Here is a 19175-nt window from a genome sequence, read left to right on the forward strand (position 1 = left end):
GTTATCCGGTGAGAGCGAAGGTAAGCCAGACGAGCAGGGCGGTGAGGAGGAGGCCGAAGACCTCGGGCCAGTTGCCGAAGTCATAGTTGCGGAAGGCGTTCTCGGCCTCGAACTCGGGTTGCGAGATATCCTCGTCCTGCCGGGTGAGATCGTTGTCGGACATCTGTGTTCCTCCTTAATCCAGCATCGACGGCAGCCAGAGCGCCAGTTCGGGGATGAAGAGCACGAGGAACAGTCCGACCGCCTGAAGTCCGATGAAGGGCAGCACAGCGACGAAGATGTCCTGCAGCTCGATGCCCTTGGGCGCGACGGACTTCAGGAAGAAGCAGGCCGGTCCGAAGGGGGGCGAGAGGTAGTAGATCTGGATGTTCATGGCGAAGAGAACGCCGAACCATACCGGGTCGAACCCGAGGTCGACCACCACGGGGGCAAAGATCGGCACGGTGATGAAGATGATCGCGATCCATTCGAGGAAGGTGCCGAGCACCATCACGATCAGCATCATCACGACGATCACCATGATCGGCGCCAGGTCGAGCCCGGTCAGCAGGCCGCGCAGGAAGTCGCCGCCGCCGATGCGGTTGTAGATGCCGATCAGCGACACGGCCCCGAGGACCAGCCAGATGATCGAGCCGACCGTCAGAACGGTCTGGCGCATGGCGTCGCGGGTCATTTTCCAGTTCAGCTCGCCCCTTACGGCGGCTACGACCAGCGCGCCGACGGCACCGATGGCGGCCGCCTCGGTCACGGTGGCGATGCCCGTGTAGATCACGCCCAGAACCGCACCGATCAGGATACCGGGCAGGATCACCCCCTTGAGGAAACGCAGCCGCTGGAAGAAGGGCAGGCCGGTTTCCGGGATGTCGTAGATCGGTGCCATCGACGGTTTCAGCCGCACGCGGACGAGGATGTAGACGATGTAGAGCGATGCGAGGATCAGGCCCGGCACCGCCGAGGCGGCGAAAAGCTTGGTGATCGAGACCTGTGCGGCGAGGCCGTAGATGATCAGAACCACCGACGGCGGGATCAGCGTGGCGAGTGCACCGGCGGCGCAGATGATGCCGATCGAGAGGTGTTTGTCGTAGCCGAGGCGCAGCATCTGGGGCAGGGCGATCAGGCCCAGCATGACGATCTCGCCGCCCATGATCCCGGACATGGCCGCGAGTACCACGGCGACGATGCAGGTCTGAACCCCGACCGAACCGCGGAAACGCCCGCCCATGATCGCCATCGAGTCGAACAGCGACTTCGCGATGCCGGAGCGTTCGAGGACGTTCGCCATGAAGACGAAGAAGGGAACCGCGATCAGCTCGTACTTGTGCAGCACCTCGCTGACGTTGGCGGCAACGATGAAGAAGCCCGCGCGTTCGCCGAAGTAGAGGATCGCCGTCGCCAGCGAGACGGTCAGCGTGGTGATGCCGAGCGGGACGCCGATGGCCATCAGGGCCAGCAGCGAGACGACGATCAGGAGGGTGATGATTTCAATGCCCACCGGACAGGTCTCCTTCGGTGTGCTGGAACCAGCGGATCAGGTTGGCGATCAGCTGGGCGAGGTAGAGGAAGCAGCCGATCACGATCAGCACCTTGAAGATCGTGGGCTGGATCGAGTTGAAGGCGGTGCCGGAATACTCGGTGCGGCTGAGAACCTTCATCGCAGGCTTCCAGAGGGCCATGGTCAGCACCGCGATTGCGCCAAAGGCGATCAGCATCTGGAACAGCCGGAACAGACGCCAGATGCGCGGACCGACGACGAGTTCGAGCATGGTGATCGAGATATGGCGGTTGCGTTCGGTGACGAAGCCAACGGCCAGCACCCAGGCGGTCGCGCAGAGCGTCATGGCGAGCTCGGTCGACCAGACCGTCGGACGATCGAAGCCATAGCGCAGGACGACCTCGGCGGCAGAGATCACGATGCAGGCCAGAAACAGGATGGAACAGCCCTGACCGATGAAGACGCTGACGCGGTCCATGCCATCGGCGAAGCGGGCCAGAAGGTTCTTCATGACACCCCCCGGAGAATGTTGGATGCGCCGCACCGGCAGCCCGGTGCGGCGGTTCGGATCAGTCCTTGAACAGGCCGATCTGCTTCATGTAGGCGAGGTTCGCGTCCAGCGCTTCCTTAGCCAGGTCGGATTTGGTCGCGTAGTCTTCCCACTGGGCACGGGCGACTTCGCGCAGCTTGTCGCGGCTGTCCTGCGGCCAGTCGATCACCTCGATCTTGCCGCCGGCCGCGTCGCGCTCGGCCAGTTCCTTGTCGAGCTTGGTCACTTCGGCGGCCATGGCGTACATCGTATCGTACCACCACGTCCGCAGCGCCTGCTGATCCTCTGCGGACAGGCTTTCCCATTTCTCGGCGTTGATGGTGAACTGCATCGACGGCATCGAGTGGATGCCCGGATAGAGCGGGTAGGGCGCGACGTCGTGCAGGCCGGTGGCGTCGTTGTTCACGTAGGCCGAGGCGTCGGCAGCATCGACGATGCCCTTTTCAAGCGCCCCGAAGACTTCGGAGAAGGGGATCGAGACAGGCGAAGCGCCAGCGGCCTGAAACACGGCTGCGGCCAGACCTTCGGGCGAGCGGATCTTCTTGCCGGCGAGGTCTTCGAAGGTACGGATCGGCACGCGGGCGGGCAGCGCCTCGCGCGAGTAGGGGCCACATGCGACGACGTGCACTTCGCCATCGGTCACGGAGTCCGCGGCCTTCTGCATCATCGCCTCGCCGCCGCCGTCCTTGCAGAAGCCGAGCATCTGTTCGGGCGTGTCGTAGCCCGAGATCAGGTCACCCATGATGGCATAGGCGGGTTCGAGACCGGCGAAGTAGTTCACCGATGTGAAGTCGCCGTCGAGCACGCCTGCGGCGACCGCTTCGGGGGTCTCACGCGCGGGCACGACCGAACCGTTGGGGGTCAGGACGATCTCGATCCGGCCATCGGTCATCTCGCTGATCTTCGGCAGCCAGGTCTCGGTCAGGTACTGGGTCGAGAAGTCACCGGCGTTGAAGGACGTCTGGATGTTCAGAGTTTCGGCAGAAGCAGCGCAAGCGAGCAGCGAAACGCCGCCGGCCAGCACGGATGCTTTGGTGAATTTCATAGGTTTTCCTCCCTCATCGTTCGGGAATCCTCTTCCCGACTGACTAATGCACTAATATATTAGTATTCATCAGGCAAGAGTTCTTTATACTCGACCAGCAGACTTCGAGACTTCAGGTGTAATGATCGCTTCGACCAACAAACTGGCCCCGCCACAACCGATCCGACAGCAACTCAAGCGCGGATCCGTCAGCCTGCAGCTGCACGATTCGCTGCGGGAGCGGATTCTCGACCTCGACCTTGAGCCCGGACAGGCGCTGTCCCGCGCCGAGATCGCGGCCGAGTATCGCGTCAGCCTCACGCCCGTGCGCGACGCGCTGATCAAGCTGGAAGAGGAGGGGCTGATCGACACCTTTCCGCAGTCGAAGACCGAAGTGTCGAAAATCGATATCGAGCATGCCCAGGAGACCCATTTCCTGCGGCTCTCGCTCGAGCTCGAGATCGTACGGCGTATCGCAGCGAAACGGGATCCGGCGCTGACGGCGACCGCCCGGTCGATCCTCGCGCAGCAGGTCGTGGCCCGCGACACCGGGGATCTAGACGCCTTCGCGCGGCTCGACCGGTCATTCCACCTCGCGCTCTATGAAGCAGGGGGGATGGAAAAGCTTTATGGCCTGATCGACGCGCGATCCGGCCACATCGACCGGCTTCGCAAGCTGAACCTGCCGGATCCGGGCAAGATCCAATCCATTCTCGACTGCCATACACGGATTCTTGATGCGATCGAGGCGGGAGATACGGACGCGGCCTGCGCGGCGCTGCGGGAGCACTTGTCCGGTACGCTTGCGATGGCCAACACCATCCGGGACCGCAATCCCCAGTACTTCTAGAAGTCCTCGAACAACTCTCGTCTATCGAGTCATCAACGCGCCAATGGGCGCCTATAGTCACTCCCGGATGGCTCCGGGAGTGACCTTTGCCAGTGTCAGTCGCTGATCGCGCCCTCTTCGTCGCGGCGGGCGTGCATGCCGGACTTGACTCGCGCCCCGACGATCAAGGGCAGAACGAACCCGATGATCGCGATGACCCAGAGCGTCAGTGCCAGCGGGCTGTCGAACAGCGTGAACCAGTTGCCGTTGTCGATGGTGACTGCCCGGCGCAGGTTGTTCTCCATCGCATTGCCCAGCAGCGTCCCGAGGATGATCGGCACCAGCGGCACGTCGAACTTGCGCAGCACCCAGCCCAGGACGCCAAAGCCGATCATCACCAGCAGGTCGAAGGTCGACCCCGAGATGCCGTAGATCCCGACGAAGCTGACCATCGCGACGATAGGCATCAGGATCCGCGAGGGCACCATCAGCACCCGTGTGAACAGGCCCACCATGGGGATGTTCAGCGCGAGCAGCATGAAGTTGGCGATGAAGAGCGCGGCGATCAGACCCCAGACCACATCCGGGTTCTGGGTGAACAGCAGCGGCCCCGGCGTGATGTTCAGCGAGAGCAGCACGGCAAGCAAGACCGCCGTGGTGCCCGATCCGGGAACCCCGAGCGCGAGCATCGGCACGAGCGCACCGCCCGCCGCAGCGTTGTTCCCGGCTTCGGGCGCAGCCACGCCACGCGGATCGCCGGTGCCGAAGGTGCCTTCCTTGTCGACCAGCCGCTTCTCCATCGAGTAGGAGATGAAGGACCCCAGCGAGGCCCCGGCCCCCGGCAGGACGCCTGCGATGAAACCCAGAACGGAGGTCCGCAGCATCGTCGGGGTGCACTGCTTCAGCATCGACATCGGCGGATAGAGCTTGCCGATCTGCATATTGCGGCCCGCGGCATCCGAACCGCCGTGGCGGGTTTCAAGGAAGATGAAGACCTCGGACAGGGCGAAGAGGCCGACGATGGCGACGAGGAAGTCGAGCCCGTCATAGAGATGCACCTCGCCGAAGGTGAAGCGCGGCACACCGGTTTGGGTATCCACGCCGATGGTGGCGAGGCCGAGGCCCAGTGCCGCCGCGAAGGCCGACTTGGCTTGGTTGGTCGAGGACACCCCGCCAAGCGTCATGAAGGCGAGCGCGAAGAGCGCGAAATACTCGGCCGGGCCGAACAGCAGCGCGATCTTGACCAGTTGCGGCGCCAGCAGGATCAGGCCCCAGGTGGCCAGGAAGGCCCCGATGAAGGACGCGATGCCCGAGAGCGACAGCGCTTCGCCCGCAAGACCCTTCTTGGCCATCGGGTAGCCGTCGAGAACGGTCATCATCGCAGGCTCGTCCCCGGGAATGCCCAGCAGGATCGACGAAATACGGCCACCGTACATGGCGCCGTAGTAGACCGAGGTGAGCAGGATCAGCGAGGGTGTCGCGCCGAGGCCCAGCGTGAAGGCGAGGGGGATCAGGATGGCGACCCCGTTCGAGGGGCCAAGGCCCGGCAGGGCACCCATGATGGTGCCGAGAAAACAGCCAAGTAGCGCCAGCCCGAGGTTCTGCCATGTCAGGGCGATGAAGAAGCCATCGCCGAGGTTCGAGAGAAGTTCCATTGCGTTCCCTCCTCAGAAACCGAATGGGCCGCGGGCCAGCGAGAGGCCGAGGACAAGGTGGAAGATGACGTAGATGCCGATGGAGGTGCCGATGCCGACGGCAACCGCTTCGAGCGCGGAGGAGCCTAGCCGCCATGCGAGGTAGGCCGCAGCAAAGGCCGTGGCGATGATGAAGCCCGCGACCGGCAGCATCTCGGCATAAAGAATCAGGACCACCACGGCGGCAACGATCTCGACCAGCCGACCGAGCGCGGGCCATGTCGGTTCCGCGTCGGGCCGCAGGACGATGACCGCGCTGGAGAGGCCCAGAATGGTCGCAATGATAAGGGGAAAGGCTTTGGGTCCGACGGCATCCGAAAGAAAGCTCTCCTCGATCGCAAAGGCCGCAAGAGCGTAGCCGATGGCGAGGAGCATGCCGACGACACCGAAGATGCGATCGCTCATGGCGGATCTCCTGTGTCCGAGTTCAGTTAGGTGCCGGGCACCGCACTTTCGCGCAGCACCCGGCGAGCGCCCGTGAGTGGCAGGCGGTTACTTGATGATGCCGATCTCTTTCGAGATCGCCTGGATCTGTGCGACCGAGTCATGGACGAAGGACTGGAATGCGTCCCCCTGCAGGTCCAGCGGCGCCATGCCGTTGGCATCCATCACGGCTTTCCATTCGTCGGAGGCGTAGAGCTCTCCGATCTTGGACACCCATGCATTGTAGGCTTCGTCCGACATGCCGCCCGGGGCATAGAAGCCGCGCCAGTTCGCGCCGATGGCGTCAACGCCCTGTTCGCGCGCCGTCGGGAAGTCGGCGAATTCGCCGCCCAGCCGCTCGGGCGCGAGGACGGCGATCACCCTGATGTCGCCGGAGTCGACGAAACCCTTGGCTTCGGAGATGTCGCCGGTAAAGCCCTGAACCGAACCCGCCAGCAATTGGGTCACCGCCTCGCCGCCGCCGTCGAAGGCGATGTATTTGACCTTCCGAACATCCTCGATGCCGTAGGCCGAGGCCGCGATCAGCACCTTGAGGTGGTCCCAGCCGCCCACGGCGGAACCGCCTGCGATCGAAACCGCGCCCGGGTCCGACTTGATCTTGTCGAGCAGCTGCGGGAGCGTTTCAATGTCGCTGTCCTTGGCAACGGCGATCACGCCGTAGTCGGCACCGACCGAGGCGAGCCAGCGCACCTGCTCCATCGTGTTGCCCGGATAGGCGCCCTGCGCCAGCCGGGTCGCGGTGGCGGACGAGGCCGCGACGATCAGGCTGTCGTCGTCATTGCGCTTGTTCACCACCTCGGCAAAGGCGACACCACCGCCACCACCGGCGAGGTTGACCACCTGCATGGTCTGGTCGATCAGGCCGAGATCCTGCAGCGACTTGCCGACCTGCCGGCAGGTGAAGTCCCAGCCGCCGCCCGGGTTGGCCGGCGCGATGCATTCGGGGTTTTCCTGTGCCGAGGCCGCGAAGGCGCTCAGGGACAGGGCGATGGCGGCAATCGCGCCACGGGTTGCGGTTCGTTTCATTTGGTCCTCCTCAGGCTTCGCCCGGCGCGCTCCCATGCGCCGGAACCGAACTCCGACAGGGCCGGGCCAGCGGCCTCTTTCCTGCGGGTTCAGGATGTGTAACCAATGTTCCTGTCGTGAACCTGTCACTCACGGCGAAAACGCGGGGGAGGAGCCGTGCGTATTCTGATGGTCGAGGACGCCGAGGACCTCGCCGAGGGAGTCGTCGCTCACCTCGCGCGCTCCGGCCTGACCTGCGACCTTGCCGCGAGCGTCGAGGAGGCTCGCGACTTTCGCGCGGTGCAGGCCTATGACGCCATCATTCTGGATATCAACCTCCCCGACGGATCCGGCCTCTCGCTCCTGCGCGAGATGCGGGTAGGCGCCGACCGCACCCCGGTCCTCATGCTGACGGCGCTGGCCTCGGTCGACGACCGGGTCGAGGCGCTGGACCAGGGGGCGGACGATTTCCTTGGCAAGCCCTTCGACCAGCGCGAACTGGAGGCACGGCTGCGCGCGCTGGTGCGTCGCGATGCCGCCCGCAAGTCCGAGACGATCACGCTGGGCTCGCTGACCTACGTCCTGAAGGACCGGAGCGCGATGCTGGGAACGCTTCCGCTGGACCTGACCCGCCGTGAAGCCGCGCTGCTGGACGCGCTGATCCGCCACCAGGGGCAGTACCTGTCAAAGGCGCGCCTCTACGACACGCTCTACGGGTTCGAGGATGCCGATGTCGGGGAGAACGCAATCGAGCTCTACATCGCCCGCCTGCGCAAGAAATTCAGCGGCAGCGATGTCGCCATCACCACGCAACGCGGCATCGGATACCGGATCGGCCTGAATGACTAGGCCGCGCGCCCTTGCCACCCGCGTCCTGTTTGCCGTCCTCGCGATCATGGTGCTGGGTGGCGTGCTGGTTGCCGCGTCGACGTGGTGGAACGGGCGGCAGGCGGCGCGTCAATCCTACGACCGGATCCTGCTAGGCGCGGCCCATGACATCGCCGAGTCGATCCGAATCCAGGACGGTGTCCCGCTGGTCATGCTGCCGGTCTCGGCCTTCGAGTTGTTGGCGCAGGCGCCCGATGACCGCGTTTACTACTCGGTGCGCGGGCCCGGCGGGACGTTGATCACCGGCCTCGATCCGGAGGTGCAGATCACGCCGCCGGAGCGGGGGCGATCGGTCTTCTTCGATGCTGCGCTGCACGGTGAACCCGCCCGTTTCGTCTCGGTCAGCCGCCGCTTTGTCGAACGCGATTTCTCGGGCACCGTCGATGTGATCGTCGGGCAGACCCTGCGGGCGCGCAAAGTGATGACCCGCGAACTGAGCCTCGACGCGCTGCTGCCTATGGCCGCGGCGGGGGCTGCCCTGCTGGTCATCGCCTGGGCCGTCGTGCGACAGGCGATGCGACCGCTGGAGGCGATAACCGAAGACCTTGCCCGGCGCGATCCCTACGACCTGACCGCCATCCCGATGGCCAGGCTTCCGCGCGAATTGCAGGTGATGCTGGGCGCGCTGAACCGCTTCATGGGACGGCTGGAGGGGCAGGTGGAATCCATGCGCACCCTCATTTCCGACACGGCGCATCAGCTCCGTACGCCAGTGGCCGCAATCCGGATCCAGGCCGAACTCGCGGCCGACGAGCCGGAGGGTGCAGCCCGCAATCGCGCGCTGGACCGGCTGCTGGTCAGGACCCGTTCGCTGGCCACGCTGCTGGATCAGCTTCTGAGCCGCGCCCTCGTCATGCATCGCAGCGACAGTGCCCCGCGCGTCGCGGTCGATCTGCGAGACATCGCGCTGGAGATCATGGAGCGGGAGGACCACGCGGTTCTTGCGCCCGGCGCGAGCCTGAAACTCGAGATCGGCGACGAACCCGTGATGGTCCGCGCCGATGCCTTCTCGCTGGGAGAGGCGACGCGCAACCTGCTGGTCAATGCGCTGACCCACGGGGCATCGCCAATCCTGATTGGGACCGAGCGGCGCGGCAACGATGCGATCCTCTGGGTCCGCGACAGCGGCCCCGGCCCGGATGACGCGGTGATCGCGCGGATGGGCGAGCGGCACAACCGCAGTGCCCGCTCGGGCGAGAACAGCAGCGGTATCGGCTTGTCGATCGTGCAATCGGTTGCCGCAGCGTTCGGTGGCACCATGGAGATTACGCAGGACGGGCAGGGCTTTCGCATTGCCCTTGTCCTGCCGGCCGCTAGGGACACCGCATGATCCGGGTATTTTGCCTTCTCCTTTTGCTTGCCCTCTGCCCGAGCCTCGCGCCCGCTCAGGAGACGACCGAGCGGTTCGGGCAGGGCGACACTCCCTTCCTCATCCGCTCGACCACCGACATCGCCATCATTCGCCCCCTGATCGAGAGCTTTGCCGCCCGTCGATCCGACCTTGCCATTACCTACGAGCAGTGGGGATCGAACGCGCTGTTCGAGAAGAGCCGAGAGGATTGCCGCCGCGACGAACCGGGCGCCGACGCGATCCTGTCTTCCGCCGTGCAGCAGATGGTGTGGCTTGTGAATGGTGGGTGCGCCTCGCCCTATCGCTCTCCGGAAACGCTTGCCCTGCCATCCACACGGCGCTGGCGCGACGAGATCTGGGGGATCACCACCGAACCGGCAGTGATTGCCTACAACAAGGCAGCGTTTGCAGGTCATACGGTTCCGAACAGCCGATTTGCCCTGCTGGACGCGCTGCGCAACGATCCCGACCGCTTTCGCCGCAAGATCGCGACCTACGACATCGCGGAGTCGGGGCTCGGCTATCTCTTTGCCTTCAGCGACAGCTTGGAGGCCACGACCTTCGGTGCGCTGCTGGAAAGCTTTGCCCGGGTCGATGCGGTGGCGACCTGCTGTTCCGCCGAGATCATCGCCGGGGTGGCCGAGGGACGCTATCTCGTCGCCTACAACGTTCTGGGATCTTACGTCACCAGCGCGGCCCGCCCCGAGGTGGGCACCATCCTTCCCGAAGATTACACCCTTGTCCTGTCACGCGCCTACATGATCCCGCGACAGGCCCGGCAAAAGGGCGCGGCGACTGGCCTGCTCGACTTCCTGCTGACAGCCGAGGCGCGCGCCATGCTGGACCGGGTCGGGCTGATCACGACGATGGAAGCCTCCGAAACTGGTCTGCCGCTCAGCGCGCGGCGTTCCATCGCCCTTGCGCCGCCCCTGTTGGTGGCTTTGGACTCCAATCGCCGGGCACAACTCCTGAAACTCTGGAAGGATACCTTCGCCGCAGGCAGCGTGCCGTGACAGGGGAGGTCAGCCTTCGTGACCTCGGGCAGCCGAAACCCGGGAAAGGTTGTCAGATGCCGAGATCCCGGTAGGCATAGGCTACCTCCTCGATCGCAAGGACATATCCGGCCTGACGCAGCGAACCGAGCTCGGGTTGGTCGCGCAATCGGTTGGCCATCCGCCGGTAGGCTGCCCGCATCATGTCTTCGAGGCCCGAGCGGACAAAGTCGAGTTCGGAGCCGCTCTCGGCCAGTTCGGAGCGGACATTGACCGGAAGCGCCTGCCGTGTCAGCCCCTCGATCAGGTTCGCGACATGACCGAAGCGGCGCTGCGAAATGCGCCGTTCCATCAGGCCGAAGGGCATATGGGTCAGGTTCTTGACCCACTCGAAGTAGCTCACGATCACCCCGCCCGCGTTGGCGCAGAGATCGGGAACGATCTCGACCCCGCGTTCCTGCAGTATGGCATCTGCCTCGGAATCGACCGGCCCATTCGCCGCCTCGACGATGACCTGAGCCTTGATGTCCGCGGCATTCTCGGCGGTGATGGCATTCTCCATCGCCGCCGGGATCAACACATCGCAGTCTGAACAGATGGCCGCGGGAGAAGGCGCGCGGAAGTGGCCGGTCGGGCTGGTGCGGATGGTTCCGCCCTCGGCCACATGGGCAACCAGCGCGGGGATATCGAGGCCATTCTCGTCGAAAAGATTGCCATCGCGCTCCAGTATTCCGGTGATGGTGGCCCCGAACTCGCGCGACAGGATGAGCGCGGCGTGGCTTCCGACATTGCCGAACCCCTGGATGATGATGCGGCAACCCTCGAGCGACCGTCCGGTCGCCTCAAAGTGCTCGGCCAGCACGTAGGCCACGCCGCGCCCCGTGGCCTCGGTCCGTCCGGCGATGCCGCCGCGCGAGAGCGGTTTGCCGGTAACGCAGGCCGCCGCGTTCAGGGTCTCCAGCGGCGAGATGCGGCGGTACTCGTCGGCCATCCACGCCATCTCGCGCTCGCCGGTACCCATGTCGGGGGCCGGAACGTTGCGACCGGGCGAGATCAGCCCGCGCCGCGCCAGTTCCTGCGTGAAACGCCGGGTGATCTTTTCGAGTTCGAGCTCGTTCCACTCGCTCCGGTCGATGCGCAGGGCGCCCTTGGACCCGCCGAAGGGCACGCCGACGAGGGCGCATTTCAGCGTCATCAGCGCGGCCAGCGCCTCGACCTCGTCGCTGTTGGCGTCAGGCGCGTAGCGAATGCCACCCTTGACCGGTTCGACATGTTCCGAGTGGACCGCGCGCCAACCCGTGAAGCTGACCAGTTCGCCCCGCAGCCTTACGCCGAAGGTGACGCGATAGATGGAATTGGTGGCGCGGATTCGCTCGGCGAGACCCGGTGCCAGTTCCATGTGAGAAAACGCCTTGTCGAATTGCGCGCCGACGCTGGAGAGAAAGCTGGCTCCTGACATCATGCGACTCCCTGTTTGGCCGCCGCGTCCGGTGCCGTTCAGCCCCATCGGCGACGAGCGATTTGCGCTGCTGGTTCAGTTTCCTGCACCAGAGCCGGGGCCGGGGCTGTCCAGACGCCTGGCAAGCTCGGCCCATCCTTTCAGGTTCTGCCTCGCCGCCTGCAAATACTAGTCGTGCGCGACCCGAAAACCGATGTGTCCCGTGGTTGTTACCGCTGCGACCACGAGGCGGGAGGAGGTGCGGTAGCGGCTGCAATAGCTGTCGTGGCACAGGTGCGATCCGCCTCTCACCGGGCGCAGGTCCGTTCGCTCCTGTCGCCGGTCAGCGGCGGGGCGCAGGCACCATTCCCAGACATTGCCCGTCATCTGGAACAACCCGTATCCATTCGCCGGATGGTGGCGGGCCGGGGTAGTGCCAAGGAACGGTCCCGTGCAGTCCGGGGTCGGGAAGGTACCGGAGAAGGTGGTGGCCATCGCCCTGCCGCCGGGGGTGAACTCGTTTCCCCAGGGATAGCGGCACTGATCCAGTCCGCCACGCGCGGCGAACTCCCATTCCTCTTCGGTCGGCAGGCGCGTTCCCGACCAGCGGCAGTAAGCGATCGCGTCGTGCCAGTCGACGTGGGTGACCGGGTGATCCTCGGGCACCGCCTGCTCCGAGCCGGGGCCGTGCGGCATGCGCCAGTTCGCGCCCGGAACCTCCCGCCACCAGGGCGCGCGATCGTCGGCGGGAAAGGCTTCGGCGTCTTCGAGGCAGGCGTGGAACACGAAGGAAAGGCCGCTGCGTTCCGCCGAGGTGAGATAGCCCGTTGCCTCGGCGAAACGGCGGAACTCGGCGCGCGTGACCGTTGCAGCTGCGATCCGGAAGGCACCGACGCTGGCAGGGCGGACGGGGTGTTCACCGTCAGAGGAGACGATCTCGGGCCCGTCGTATCCCATCAGGAAGGTACCCCCGGGAATGGCGCGCAGGTCTGTCGCCACCGTGCCGGGGGAGGGTGCGGACAGGGGTGAAGCCGCTGGAACCACTGGCGACGACTGCGGCGTGCAGCAGCCCATCGGTTCAGGCCCTGCTGACTAGCGCGTCGAGCCGCTCGACCAGCTCGCGCGCCTCGCGGCAGACAAGGGCACCGGCCTCGGCAAGCTGGTCGCCAACGTCCACCGGGAGCGAGGTATTCGACCCCTCCGGGATCTGATTGAGCCGACCGCCGATCAGGACGGGAATGTCGAGCCCCTGTTCAGCAAGCGCCTGTCGCAGGGCGCGGTAGTATCCCAGCGCGACGCCGTTATAGGTGCTGATCGCGATGATGTCGGGCTTGTGCTCGGCCGCGAGACGGGCAAGCTGCTCGGGCTCGGTCGAGACTCCGCCATCCAGCGGGATCGCCCCGATATCGACCGCCATGCGGTCGATCAGCATCTTGCCGTGCTCATGAACGTCAGAGGTGGCGACCATGACGCGGGGAGCCGCCCGGCGGATACGGTCCAGACTGTCGGCGGGAGCGCCCTCGAGCGCGGCGGCGCTCATCTCGGCCAGTTCCTCGATCAGGGTCGCGGCGATCAGCGGTGCGCGCCCGCCGGTGGTTTTGGGATCCTCCGGGCCCGCACCGTATTCGCGTTCCAGCACCCGCGCGCCAAGGCGTCGCAGCGCCAGCAGCGACTGGAACAGGCAGCCGGTATCGACGCCACGGTCCGCCAGTCCGCGCATCACATTTGATTGAAAGCGTTTCGCTCCCTCGAGCAGCCGCGTTGCCAGCAGGTCGACCGCCGGGTTGTCGATCATCGGCGGAAACCCCTCGGCATGGCGGATCATGGAGCCGGCAAAGAGCTGCGCCTCGATGACCTCATCCACTTCGGGGATCCGTTCGTTTTCGGTCACCGGAACGGCGTTGATCGCATGACCCGTGGGACGCATCATCTGCCCCAGCGCGTCCGCCAGCAGGTAGGAGGCGAGCCCACCGTAGTTCTCGGCCGCGGAGCCCCGGTAGGAGGTCGTGTTCCCATAGATCATCGTGCCGGGCATGGCGCCGGCCATCGCCATGGCGCGCTGGAATGCGAGCCGGGCGAAGGGGTCGGAAAAATGGTGACCATAGCAGTGGCCCATCGGCGCGCCGGTCAGGCGTTCGATCAGGTCACGCTCGATCAGCACCATGCCAAGGCAGGAGGTCAGGTCGGTGAACTGCGCGGCATAGCCGTCGTCGATGTTGGAATGCACCATCACCGGAACCGGCTGCGCCGCGATCAGGCCAAGCGCGCGCACGGTCTGCTGGGTCGCCTCGACATCGTCGTCGTGGCCCGGAATGCGGAAGGTGAAGTATTGCCCGAGGTTCCCGATGACGGTCCCACCGGCGGCAATCGCCGCCTTGGTGTTCTCGAAGGCCGCTGGAAAACCGAGAACGAAATCGCCGAAGTGCGCCGCGACCGGGGCCGAGTTGGCGAGCCTCGCGAAATCCTCGGGGCCTGCAAGGATCATGCCGGTGCCACGGGTGGCGCGGGCGCGCAGGGCGCGGGGCACCGCCATCGACCAGTCGAGGCAGAGGCCATAGCGGTCGACCGTCACCCCGCGCTTGTCGCAGGCCGCCCAGATCTCGGCATAGGCGCGGCAGCTTTTCTCAGGGTCGCGATAACCCAGCTGGGCATGCTGCATGACGCGCCCCTCGGCCATGCAGCGCAGCTTGTAGGCGTGTTCGCTGGTTTCGCCCACCTGCGCGAGAAAGGCAGACGGACCAACCGACCAGTCCCGCGCGGCAGCCGCACCCTCTGCGAGGAGTTCACGCCCCGTCGGCAGGGACTCGACGGGGAGGAGGGGGCTCGAGAGGGTCATGCGCTGGTCAGCAACTGGGGCATGTCGGAATGCAGCTGGGGCGGCCAGTGGTGGCCGCGCTGGCTCGACAGATCGCGGTTGCGGCGGGGCCCAGCCTCCTTGGCGGGGAGCCCCGTCAGCTGGCCCTCGGTCAGCCAGTCGAGATCGCTGCCGTAGAGCTCCGCGATCAGCAGCTCCGTCAACCGGGCGAGCGTTTCGGCATGTTCGGGGGCCTTCGCCAGATCGTGGGATTCGGTCGGGTCGGCCTCAAGGTCGAAGAGTTGCCGCACGTTGCCGACCGGGTAGTAGATCAGCTTGAACCTTGCGTCCCTGACCATACGGGTCGCGCCATCACTGGTGCCGAATTCGCCGTAGACCGTCGCGCGCGGGTCCGGACCTACCATCGGCCTCCCGTCGGCAGTGTCGGGAACCTCCAGCCCGGCGAGCGACAAGAGCGTCGGCATGACATCGGCAAGGGTGACGAGACGGTCCTCCTCGGTGCCGACCCCGATATCGGTATCGCAGGGACGACCGAGCAGGATCATCGGGACGTTCACCGAACCCTGGTAGAACAGGCTCTTGGCCCAGAGCCCGTGGTCGCCAAGCATGTCGCCGTGATCGGAGGTGAAGAGGATGATGGTATTGTCCAGCAGCATCTCTTCGCGGAGCGTGCCGATAACCAGCCGGAGCTGGTGGTCGATATGGGTGCAGAGCGCGTAGAAGGCGCGGCGGATCGCGGCGATCTGGGCGGGTGAGTACTTTTCGCCGCGGGCCCGCTTGGACGAGACCGCGAAAGGCAGGTCCTGAGTCTCGGCCCAGTCGTCCGATAGCGGAGAGTCGATCTCGACGTCCCGGTACATGTCCAGGTAAGCCTGCAACGGCACCAACGGGGGGTGCGGGTGGCGGTAGGACAGGTACCAGAAACCGGGGCGCTTGGGATCGCGCCGCTTGATCTGGCGGATCATCTGCTGGGTGGCCCAGTTGGTCACGTGGAGATCCTCGGGCAGATGCCAGGGCCTGTGCACGTAGCCGTCGGTGCTCATCCCGTGATCGAACTGCTGGCCCGGGTAGCCCTTGTCGCCGAGCCAGATCTCGTAGTCATCCATCACCCCGTACTGCGCGCGCCCTTCTTCCTCGAGCTGCACGTCGTCAAAGCCGATGCGGTCCCGCTGGGGAAACACATGCAGCTTGCCGACACCCTGGGTCTGGTAACCCGCGGCCGAGAAGGCCGCGGCCAGTGTTTCGGCGGGCATGGCGAGTTGGTCATCATACACCCGGTCGCCGTGACGGCGCGGCGAGGCGCCGGTCATCAGCGTGCGCCGGGCCGGCACACAGATCGGGCACTCGCTCTGGGCGTTGGTAAAGCGCGTGCCGTTGCGGCAGAGCTCGTCCAGCGTCGGGGTCTGGATGACCGGGTGGCCCGCGGCCCCAAGAAGGTGACCGGGCCACTGGTCGACGGTGATGAGGAGGATGTTCGGACGGTCTGTCCCTGTCATGGTCTACTGGCCTTGCTTCAGTTGGTCCCGCTCGCGCAGGAAGGCTTCGGTCCTGCTGAAACCGCGCACCATGTGGTCGCGGATTTCCGAGATCATGAGGTCGAGGTCCGTCCCCTGGGCCAGCGCGACATAGCGCGCATGACCCTCGGGCAGGGGGCCTCGCCGTCCGTGGGCGCGGTGGTGCGCGGCCCAGTAGAGCTGCAGCTTGCCACGCATCCCGTTCCAGACCCCCAGCAGCAGGGAATGACCGCAGGCCTCGTAGACGTGGCTGTGCAGGGCCAGTTCGTCGACGATGCTGGATTCGTCGTCGCCCTCGGCGATGCTGGCAAGCAGCCGGTCGTGACGGCGGTTCAATTCCTCGAAGTAGGCGGCGTCGCGCTTTTCCCAGAGCTGGCGGAAGGCGAAGATTTCGAGCTCGGTGCGCAACGAGAAGATCTCGTTCACCTCGTCGAGGGACAGGTCGACCACATGGGTACCCGTATACGGGATGGTGACCAGCAGGCCTTCCTTGATCAGGTCGCCCAATGCCTCCCGCAGCGGGCCACGGCTGACGCCGAAGGTGCGCGCCATGTCGGACTCCACGATCGGCGTGCCGGGCGCGAGTTCGCCGCTGATGATCGACCCGCGCAGGGCCTCGACGATCTGCTCGCGAAAGGTGCGGCGCGCCAGCACTCCCATCCCCGGTTTGGTCTCCACCGTACTCATGGCTCCTCCGTGCCCAGCTGTAGTGCCCAAAATTGGCTCTCCTCCCAATGCGCTAGCAGAAGTTGACGGGCGGATCTCAGTTTTTTGTTGATTACATTCCGATTGCGGTTGATTGTCAACAATCAGCGATCATCGGTCAACGACTCTGAGGTTCGCGACCAAGAATCAAGCAATCAACCAACAGGAAAGTCCCATGATCTCACGACGCAGAATGATGCAGACGATAGCCGCCACCGCTCTGAGCCTTGGCGTCGCGCTCCCGGCGGTTGCGCAGACCGCTCTGGAAACCGTCACCCAGCGCGGCACGCTGCGGGTCGGGATGGCGGCGGCGGACCCGTGGTTCTACAAGGACCCGATCTCGGAGAAATGGACCGGCGTCGGCGTTCAGATGGGGCAGGCGATGGCCGAAGAACTGGGCGTGACCTTTGAGCCGGTCGAAACGACCTGGGCGAATTCCGTCGCCGCGATCCAGGCCGGACAGATCGACCTGATGTTCGTCCTCGACGCCACCGACGAGCGGAAGAAGGCAATCGATTTCCCGGATCACCCGCTGTTCTACTATGCCATGGGTGCGCTGATCCAGGATGGCATGGAGATCTCCGACTGGCAGGACCTGAACGTCGAAGGCACCACCGTCGGTGTGACGCTGGGCACCACGGTCGACCGGCTGCTGACCGAGACCCTGCCGAACGCCAAGATCGAGCGCTTTGCCTCGAACGACGAGGCCGTGGCCGCCTTTGCCTCTCGCCGCGTGGACGCGGTATCGCAGTTCCACCCGGCGCTGATCGTACAGGTGTCGCGCATCGGGACCGGCAGCGTCGTGCTGCCCAAGCCGATCCACGCTGTTCCCACCTCGGTCGGCCTTCCCAAGGCGGCGGATCCTTCGTTCAAGGACTGGGTGAACGACTTCATCACCAAGTCCTACGAGAGTGGCAAGACCACCGAGATCTTCGAGGCCTACATCAAGACCAAGGGCATCGACCCGGCGAAGGTGCCGGGGCTGGTCAAGGAAAACTGGAACTGATGCCTTGGACCGCCGGGCCCGATGCGGCCTGACGGACGCTTGAGACATCGCGTCGCCCCCGGGCGGCGCGAGACAAGCAGGAGACACGATGCAGCAATATGAGTGGGACTTCGGAGCGGTGCTGGCCTATTGGCCGATGCTGTTGCAGGGGTTGTGGGGCACGGTCGCGATCTCGGTTCTCGCGATCATCCTCGGGATCCTTGGGGGCGGGCTGGTCGCGACGCTGCGAATGTCGCGCCACACGCCGCTGCGGGTGATCGGCACCATCTACGTGGAGTTCTACCGCAACACGCCGGGCATCGTGCACTTCTTCTGGGTCTACTATGCGCTGCCGGTGGTAGCCAACGTGAACCTCGGACCGCTGGAGGCCGCGATCATCGCCTTGGCGACACAGTCGAGCGCCTTCTACGCCGAGGTCCTGCGCGGCGGCATCCAGTCCATTGGCAAGGGACAGTGGGAAGGCGCGACCGCGCTCGGGATGTCGCATACCGAGGCCCTGCGCCGGATCATCGTGCCGCAGGCGGCCCGCCGGATGGTCGCGCCCTTCGTCGAACGCTCGTTCGAGATCATCAAAACCTCGTCGCTGGCCTCTACCTTGGCCTATGGAGAACTGCTCTACCAAGGCATGCAGGTCGCCTCGATCACCTACCGGCCGCTCGAGACCTATACCTTGCTGGCCCTGATCTACTTCCTGCTGCTCTACCTGCTCTCGTCGCTGGCCAAGCTGGCCGAAGACCGGCTTCAGGAGGTCTGAGACATGGGATACCAGTTCGATTTCTCGATGGTCATCAAGATCCTGCCGGTGCTCTGGCGCGGGGTGATTGTAACCGTTGAACTCACGATCGCCTGCCTTGCGGTCGGCCTGATCCTCGGCTTCTTCGTGGCCCTCCTGCGGGTTTCGCCTGCAGCGCCGCTGCGCTTTGTCGGGCGGGCCTTTGTCGAGATTTTCCGCAACATCCCGGCGCTGATTCAGCTGATCTGGTTTTTTTACGCCTTTCCCATCGTGATCGGCGCCCAGCTCTCGCCCTTTGTGGCGGCAGTGCTGGGGATCAGCCTGAACACGGCCGCCTTTTCGGCCGAAATCTACCGCTCGGGGATCCAGTCGATCGAGCGGGGGCAGTGGGAAGGCGCCATGGCCATCGGGATGAGCCGGGCGGCCACCTTCCGGCGCGTGGTGCTGCCACAGGTGTTCCGCCGGATGCTCCCCGCCTTTACCAACCGCGCGGTGGAAGTCGCCAAGGTGACCTCGCTCGCCTCGGTGCTGAGCGTGCACGAACTGATGTACCAGGGGCGGGTGCTGTCCTCGACATTCTACCGCCCGCTCGAGATCCTGACGACGGTGGGCCTTGTCTACCTTGTCATGATTTACCCGATGACATGGGCCTCGGCCGCGATGGAGCGCCGGATGCGGCGCCGGGCATGAGGACC

19 protein-coding genes are annotated in these 19175 nt (G+C 65.2%); 7 read left to right on the forward strand and 12 right to left on the reverse strand.

Annotated features, from left to right (window positions below; genetic code table 11):
* Nucleotide 1: 1 nt before the first annotated feature.
* Genes DDT93_RS26765 through dctP form a run of 4 tightly spaced genes read right to left on the reverse strand, consistent with a single transcriptional unit; the run spans nt 2 to nt 3087 of the window.
* Nucleotides 2-163, reverse strand: coding sequence for a hypothetical protein (locus DDT93_RS26765; protein WP_198654883.1), 162 nt, complete (start codon nt 161-163; stop codon nt 2-4).
* A 12-nt stretch (nt 164-175) separates the two neighbouring features.
* The gene (locus DDT93_RS16940; RefSeq protein ID WP_109467050.1) at nt 176-1492 is read right to left on the reverse strand and encodes a TRAP transporter large permease; all 1317 of its coding nucleotides are present in this window, start codon (nt 1490-1492) and stop codon (nt 176-178) included.
* Nucleotides 1482-2003 (reverse strand): TRAP transporter small permease subunit, encoded by a 522-nt coding sequence (locus DDT93_RS16945; protein WP_109467051.1) that lies wholly within the window; start codon nt 2001-2003, stop codon nt 1482-1484. Before DDT93_RS16945 ends, DDT93_RS16940 begins: the two co-directional genes overlap by 11 nt.
* A 58-nt stretch (nt 2004-2061) precedes the next feature.
* Nucleotides 2062-3087, reverse strand: coding sequence for a TRAP transporter substrate-binding protein DctP (gene dctP, locus DDT93_RS16950; protein ID WP_109467052.1), 1026 nt, complete (start codon nt 3085-3087; stop codon nt 2062-2064).
* 121 nt (nt 3088-3208) lie between these two features.
* Between dctP and DDT93_RS16955 the strand changes: the two genes are divergently transcribed.
* The gene (locus DDT93_RS16955; protein ID WP_109467053.1) at nt 3209-3916 is read left to right on the forward strand and encodes a GntR family transcriptional regulator; all 708 of its coding nucleotides are present in this window, start codon (nt 3209-3211) and stop codon (nt 3914-3916) included.
* Between the two features lie 95 nt (nt 3917-4011).
* On the opposite strand, the gene DDT93_RS16960 is transcribed toward DDT93_RS16955, so the two are convergent.
* From DDT93_RS16960 to DDT93_RS16970, 3 genes are all read right to left on the reverse strand, one after another.
* Complete coding sequence (locus DDT93_RS16960; RefSeq protein WP_109467054.1) at nt 4012-5550, reverse strand: tripartite tricarboxylate transporter permease; 1539 nt, start codon at nt 5548-5550, stop codon at nt 4012-4014.
* Between the two features lie 12 nt (nt 5551-5562).
* On the reverse strand, nt 5563-5994 hold the full coding sequence (locus tag DDT93_RS16965) for a tripartite tricarboxylate transporter TctB family protein (RefSeq protein WP_109467055.1): 432 nt from the start codon (nt 5992-5994) through the stop codon (nt 5563-5565).
* 87 nt (nt 5995-6081) lie between these two features.
* Complete coding sequence (locus DDT93_RS16970; protein WP_109467056.1) at nt 6082-7059, reverse strand: Bug family tripartite tricarboxylate transporter substrate binding protein; 978 nt, start codon at nt 7057-7059, stop codon at nt 6082-6084.
* Between the two features lie 156 nt (nt 7060-7215).
* Here DDT93_RS16970 and DDT93_RS16975 point away from each other — a divergent pair, with 156 nt between their 5' ends.
* From DDT93_RS16975 to DDT93_RS16985, 3 genes are read left to right on the forward strand one after another with little or no spacing between them, the layout of a single operon-like run.
* Nucleotides 7216-7887: a response regulator transcription factor gene (locus tag DDT93_RS16975; protein WP_109467057.1), complete on the forward strand. Its 672-nt coding sequence runs from the start codon at nt 7216-7218 to the stop codon at nt 7885-7887.
* Nucleotides 7880-9256: a sensor histidine kinase gene (locus DDT93_RS16980; RefSeq protein WP_109467058.1), complete on the forward strand. Its 1377-nt coding sequence runs from the start codon at nt 7880-7882 to the stop codon at nt 9254-9256. The genes DDT93_RS16975 and DDT93_RS16980 overlap by 8 nt, the downstream gene beginning before the upstream one ends.
* Nucleotides 9253-10290 carry an ABC transporter substrate-binding protein gene (locus tag DDT93_RS16985; protein ID WP_109467059.1) on the forward strand — a complete coding sequence of 346 codons (1038 nt, stop codon included), beginning with the start codon at nt 9253-9255 and terminating at the stop codon, nt 10288-10290. Before DDT93_RS16980 ends, DDT93_RS16985 begins: the two co-directional genes overlap by 4 nt.
* A gap of 52 nt (nt 10291-10342) precedes the next feature.
* Here the strand turns inward: DDT93_RS16985 and DDT93_RS16990 are convergent, their stop codons facing one another.
* The 5 genes from DDT93_RS16990 to DDT93_RS17010 all read right to left on the reverse strand — a co-directional run bounded on the left by DDT93_RS16990 (nt 10343) and on the right by DDT93_RS17010 (nt 16723).
* A complete protein-coding gene (locus tag DDT93_RS16990) occupies nt 10343-11728 on the reverse strand; it encodes a Glu/Leu/Phe/Val family dehydrogenase (protein WP_109467219.1) in 1386 nt (461 codons plus the stop codon).
* 168 nt (nt 11729-11896) lie between these two features.
* Nucleotides 11897-12781, reverse strand: coding sequence for a formylglycine-generating enzyme family protein (locus DDT93_RS16995; protein ID WP_109467060.1), 885 nt, complete (start codon nt 12779-12781; stop codon nt 11897-11899).
* 4 nt (nt 12782-12785) lie between these two features.
* On the reverse strand, nt 12786-14543 hold the full coding sequence (locus tag DDT93_RS17000) for a cobalamin-dependent protein (RefSeq protein ID WP_109467061.1): 1758 nt from the start codon (nt 14541-14543) through the stop codon (nt 12786-12788).
* The gene (locus DDT93_RS17005) at nt 14540-16018 is read right to left on the reverse strand and encodes a sulfatase-like hydrolase/transferase (protein ID WP_109467062.1); all 1479 of its coding nucleotides are present in this window, start codon (nt 16016-16018) and stop codon (nt 14540-14542) included. Before DDT93_RS17005 ends, DDT93_RS17000 begins: the two co-directional genes overlap by 4 nt.
* 3 nt (nt 16019-16021) lie before the next feature.
* Entirely contained in the window at nt 16022-16723 is a 702-nt protein-coding gene (locus DDT93_RS17010) for a GntR family transcriptional regulator (protein ID WP_232825489.1), read from the reverse strand.
* A gap of 193 nt (nt 16724-16916) precedes the next feature.
* On the opposite strand from DDT93_RS17010, the gene DDT93_RS17015 reads away from it, so the two are divergent.
* From DDT93_RS17015 to DDT93_RS17025, 3 genes are all read left to right on the forward strand, one after another.
* Nucleotides 16917-17747 carry a transporter substrate-binding domain-containing protein gene (locus tag DDT93_RS17015; RefSeq protein WP_109467063.1) on the forward strand — a complete coding sequence of 277 codons (831 nt, stop codon included), beginning with the start codon at nt 16917-16919 and terminating at the stop codon, nt 17745-17747.
* Between the two features lie 88 nt (nt 17748-17835).
* Complete coding sequence (locus DDT93_RS17020) at nt 17836-18501, forward strand: amino acid ABC transporter permease (protein ID WP_109467064.1); 666 nt, start codon at nt 17836-17838, stop codon at nt 18499-18501.
* Nucleotides 18502-18504: 3 nt separating this feature from the next.
* Nucleotides 18505-19170 carry an amino acid ABC transporter permease gene (locus DDT93_RS17025; protein WP_109467065.1) on the forward strand — a complete coding sequence of 222 codons (666 nt, stop codon included), beginning with the start codon at nt 18505-18507 and terminating at the stop codon, nt 19168-19170.
* The last annotated feature ends 5 nt before the right edge of the window (nt 19171-19175 follow it).

Origin of the sequence: Albibacillus kandeliae, assembly GCF_003116585.1 — a bacterium.
In the GTDB taxonomy this organism is placed as follows: Bacteria; Pseudomonadota; Alphaproteobacteria; order Rhodobacterales; family Rhodobacteraceae; genus Albibacillus; species Albibacillus kandeliae.

Excerpts from the sequence above, each read along its gene's own strand:
- DDT93_RS16995 (WP_109467060.1), bottom strand. The coding sequence starts at position 12,781 with ATGGGCTGCTGCACGCCGCAGTCGTCGCCAGTGGTTCCAGCGGCTTCA.
- DDT93_RS16980 (WP_109467058.1), top strand. The coding sequence starts at position 7,880 with ATGACTAGGCCGCGCGCCCTTGCCACCCGCGTCCTGTTTGCCGTCCTC.
- DDT93_RS16990 (WP_109467219.1), bottom strand. The coding sequence starts at position 11,728 with ATGTCAGGAGCCAGCTTTCTCTCCAGCGTCGGCGCGCAATTCGACAAG.
- dctP (WP_109467052.1), bottom strand. The coding sequence starts at position 3,087 with ATGAAATTCACCAAAGCATCCGTGCTGGCCGGCGGCGTTTCGCTGCTC.
- DDT93_RS17025 (WP_109467065.1), top strand. The coding sequence starts at position 18,505 with ATGGGATACCAGTTCGATTTCTCGATGGTCATCAAGATCCTGCCGGTG.
- DDT93_RS26765 (WP_198654883.1), bottom strand. The coding sequence starts at position 163 with ATGTCCGACAACGATCTCACCCGGCAGGACGAGGATATCTCGCAACCC.
- DDT93_RS17000 (WP_109467061.1), bottom strand. The coding sequence starts at position 14,543 with ATGACCCTCTCGAGCCCCCTCCTCCCCGTCGAGTCCCTGCCGACGGGG.
- DDT93_RS16985 (WP_109467059.1), top strand. The coding sequence starts at position 9,253 with ATGATCCGGGTATTTTGCCTTCTCCTTTTGCTTGCCCTCTGCCCGAGC.
- DDT93_RS17010 (WP_232825489.1), bottom strand. The coding sequence starts at position 16,723 with ATGAGTACGGTGGAGACCAAACCGGGGATGGGAGTGCTGGCGCGCCGC.
- DDT93_RS17015 (WP_109467063.1), top strand. The coding sequence starts at position 16,917 with ATGATCTCACGACGCAGAATGATGCAGACGATAGCCGCCACCGCTCTG.
- DDT93_RS16965 (WP_109467055.1), bottom strand. The coding sequence starts at position 5,994 with ATGAGCGATCGCATCTTCGGTGTCGTCGGCATGCTCCTCGCCATCGGC.
- DDT93_RS16955 (WP_109467053.1), top strand. The coding sequence starts at position 3,209 with ATGATCGCTTCGACCAACAAACTGGCCCCGCCACAACCGATCCGACAG.
- DDT93_RS17005 (WP_109467062.1), bottom strand. The coding sequence starts at position 16,018 with ATGACAGGGACAGACCGTCCGAACATCCTCCTCATCACCGTCGACCAG.
- DDT93_RS16945 (WP_109467051.1), bottom strand. The coding sequence starts at position 2,003 with ATGAAGAACCTTCTGGCCCGCTTCGCCGATGGCATGGACCGCGTCAGC.
- DDT93_RS16960 (WP_109467054.1), bottom strand. The coding sequence starts at position 5,550 with ATGGAACTTCTCTCGAACCTCGGCGATGGCTTCTTCATCGCCCTGACA.
- DDT93_RS16970 (WP_109467056.1), bottom strand. The coding sequence starts at position 7,059 with ATGAAACGAACCGCAACCCGTGGCGCGATTGCCGCCATCGCCCTGTCC.
- DDT93_RS17020 (WP_109467064.1), top strand. The coding sequence starts at position 17,836 with ATGCAGCAATATGAGTGGGACTTCGGAGCGGTGCTGGCCTATTGGCCG.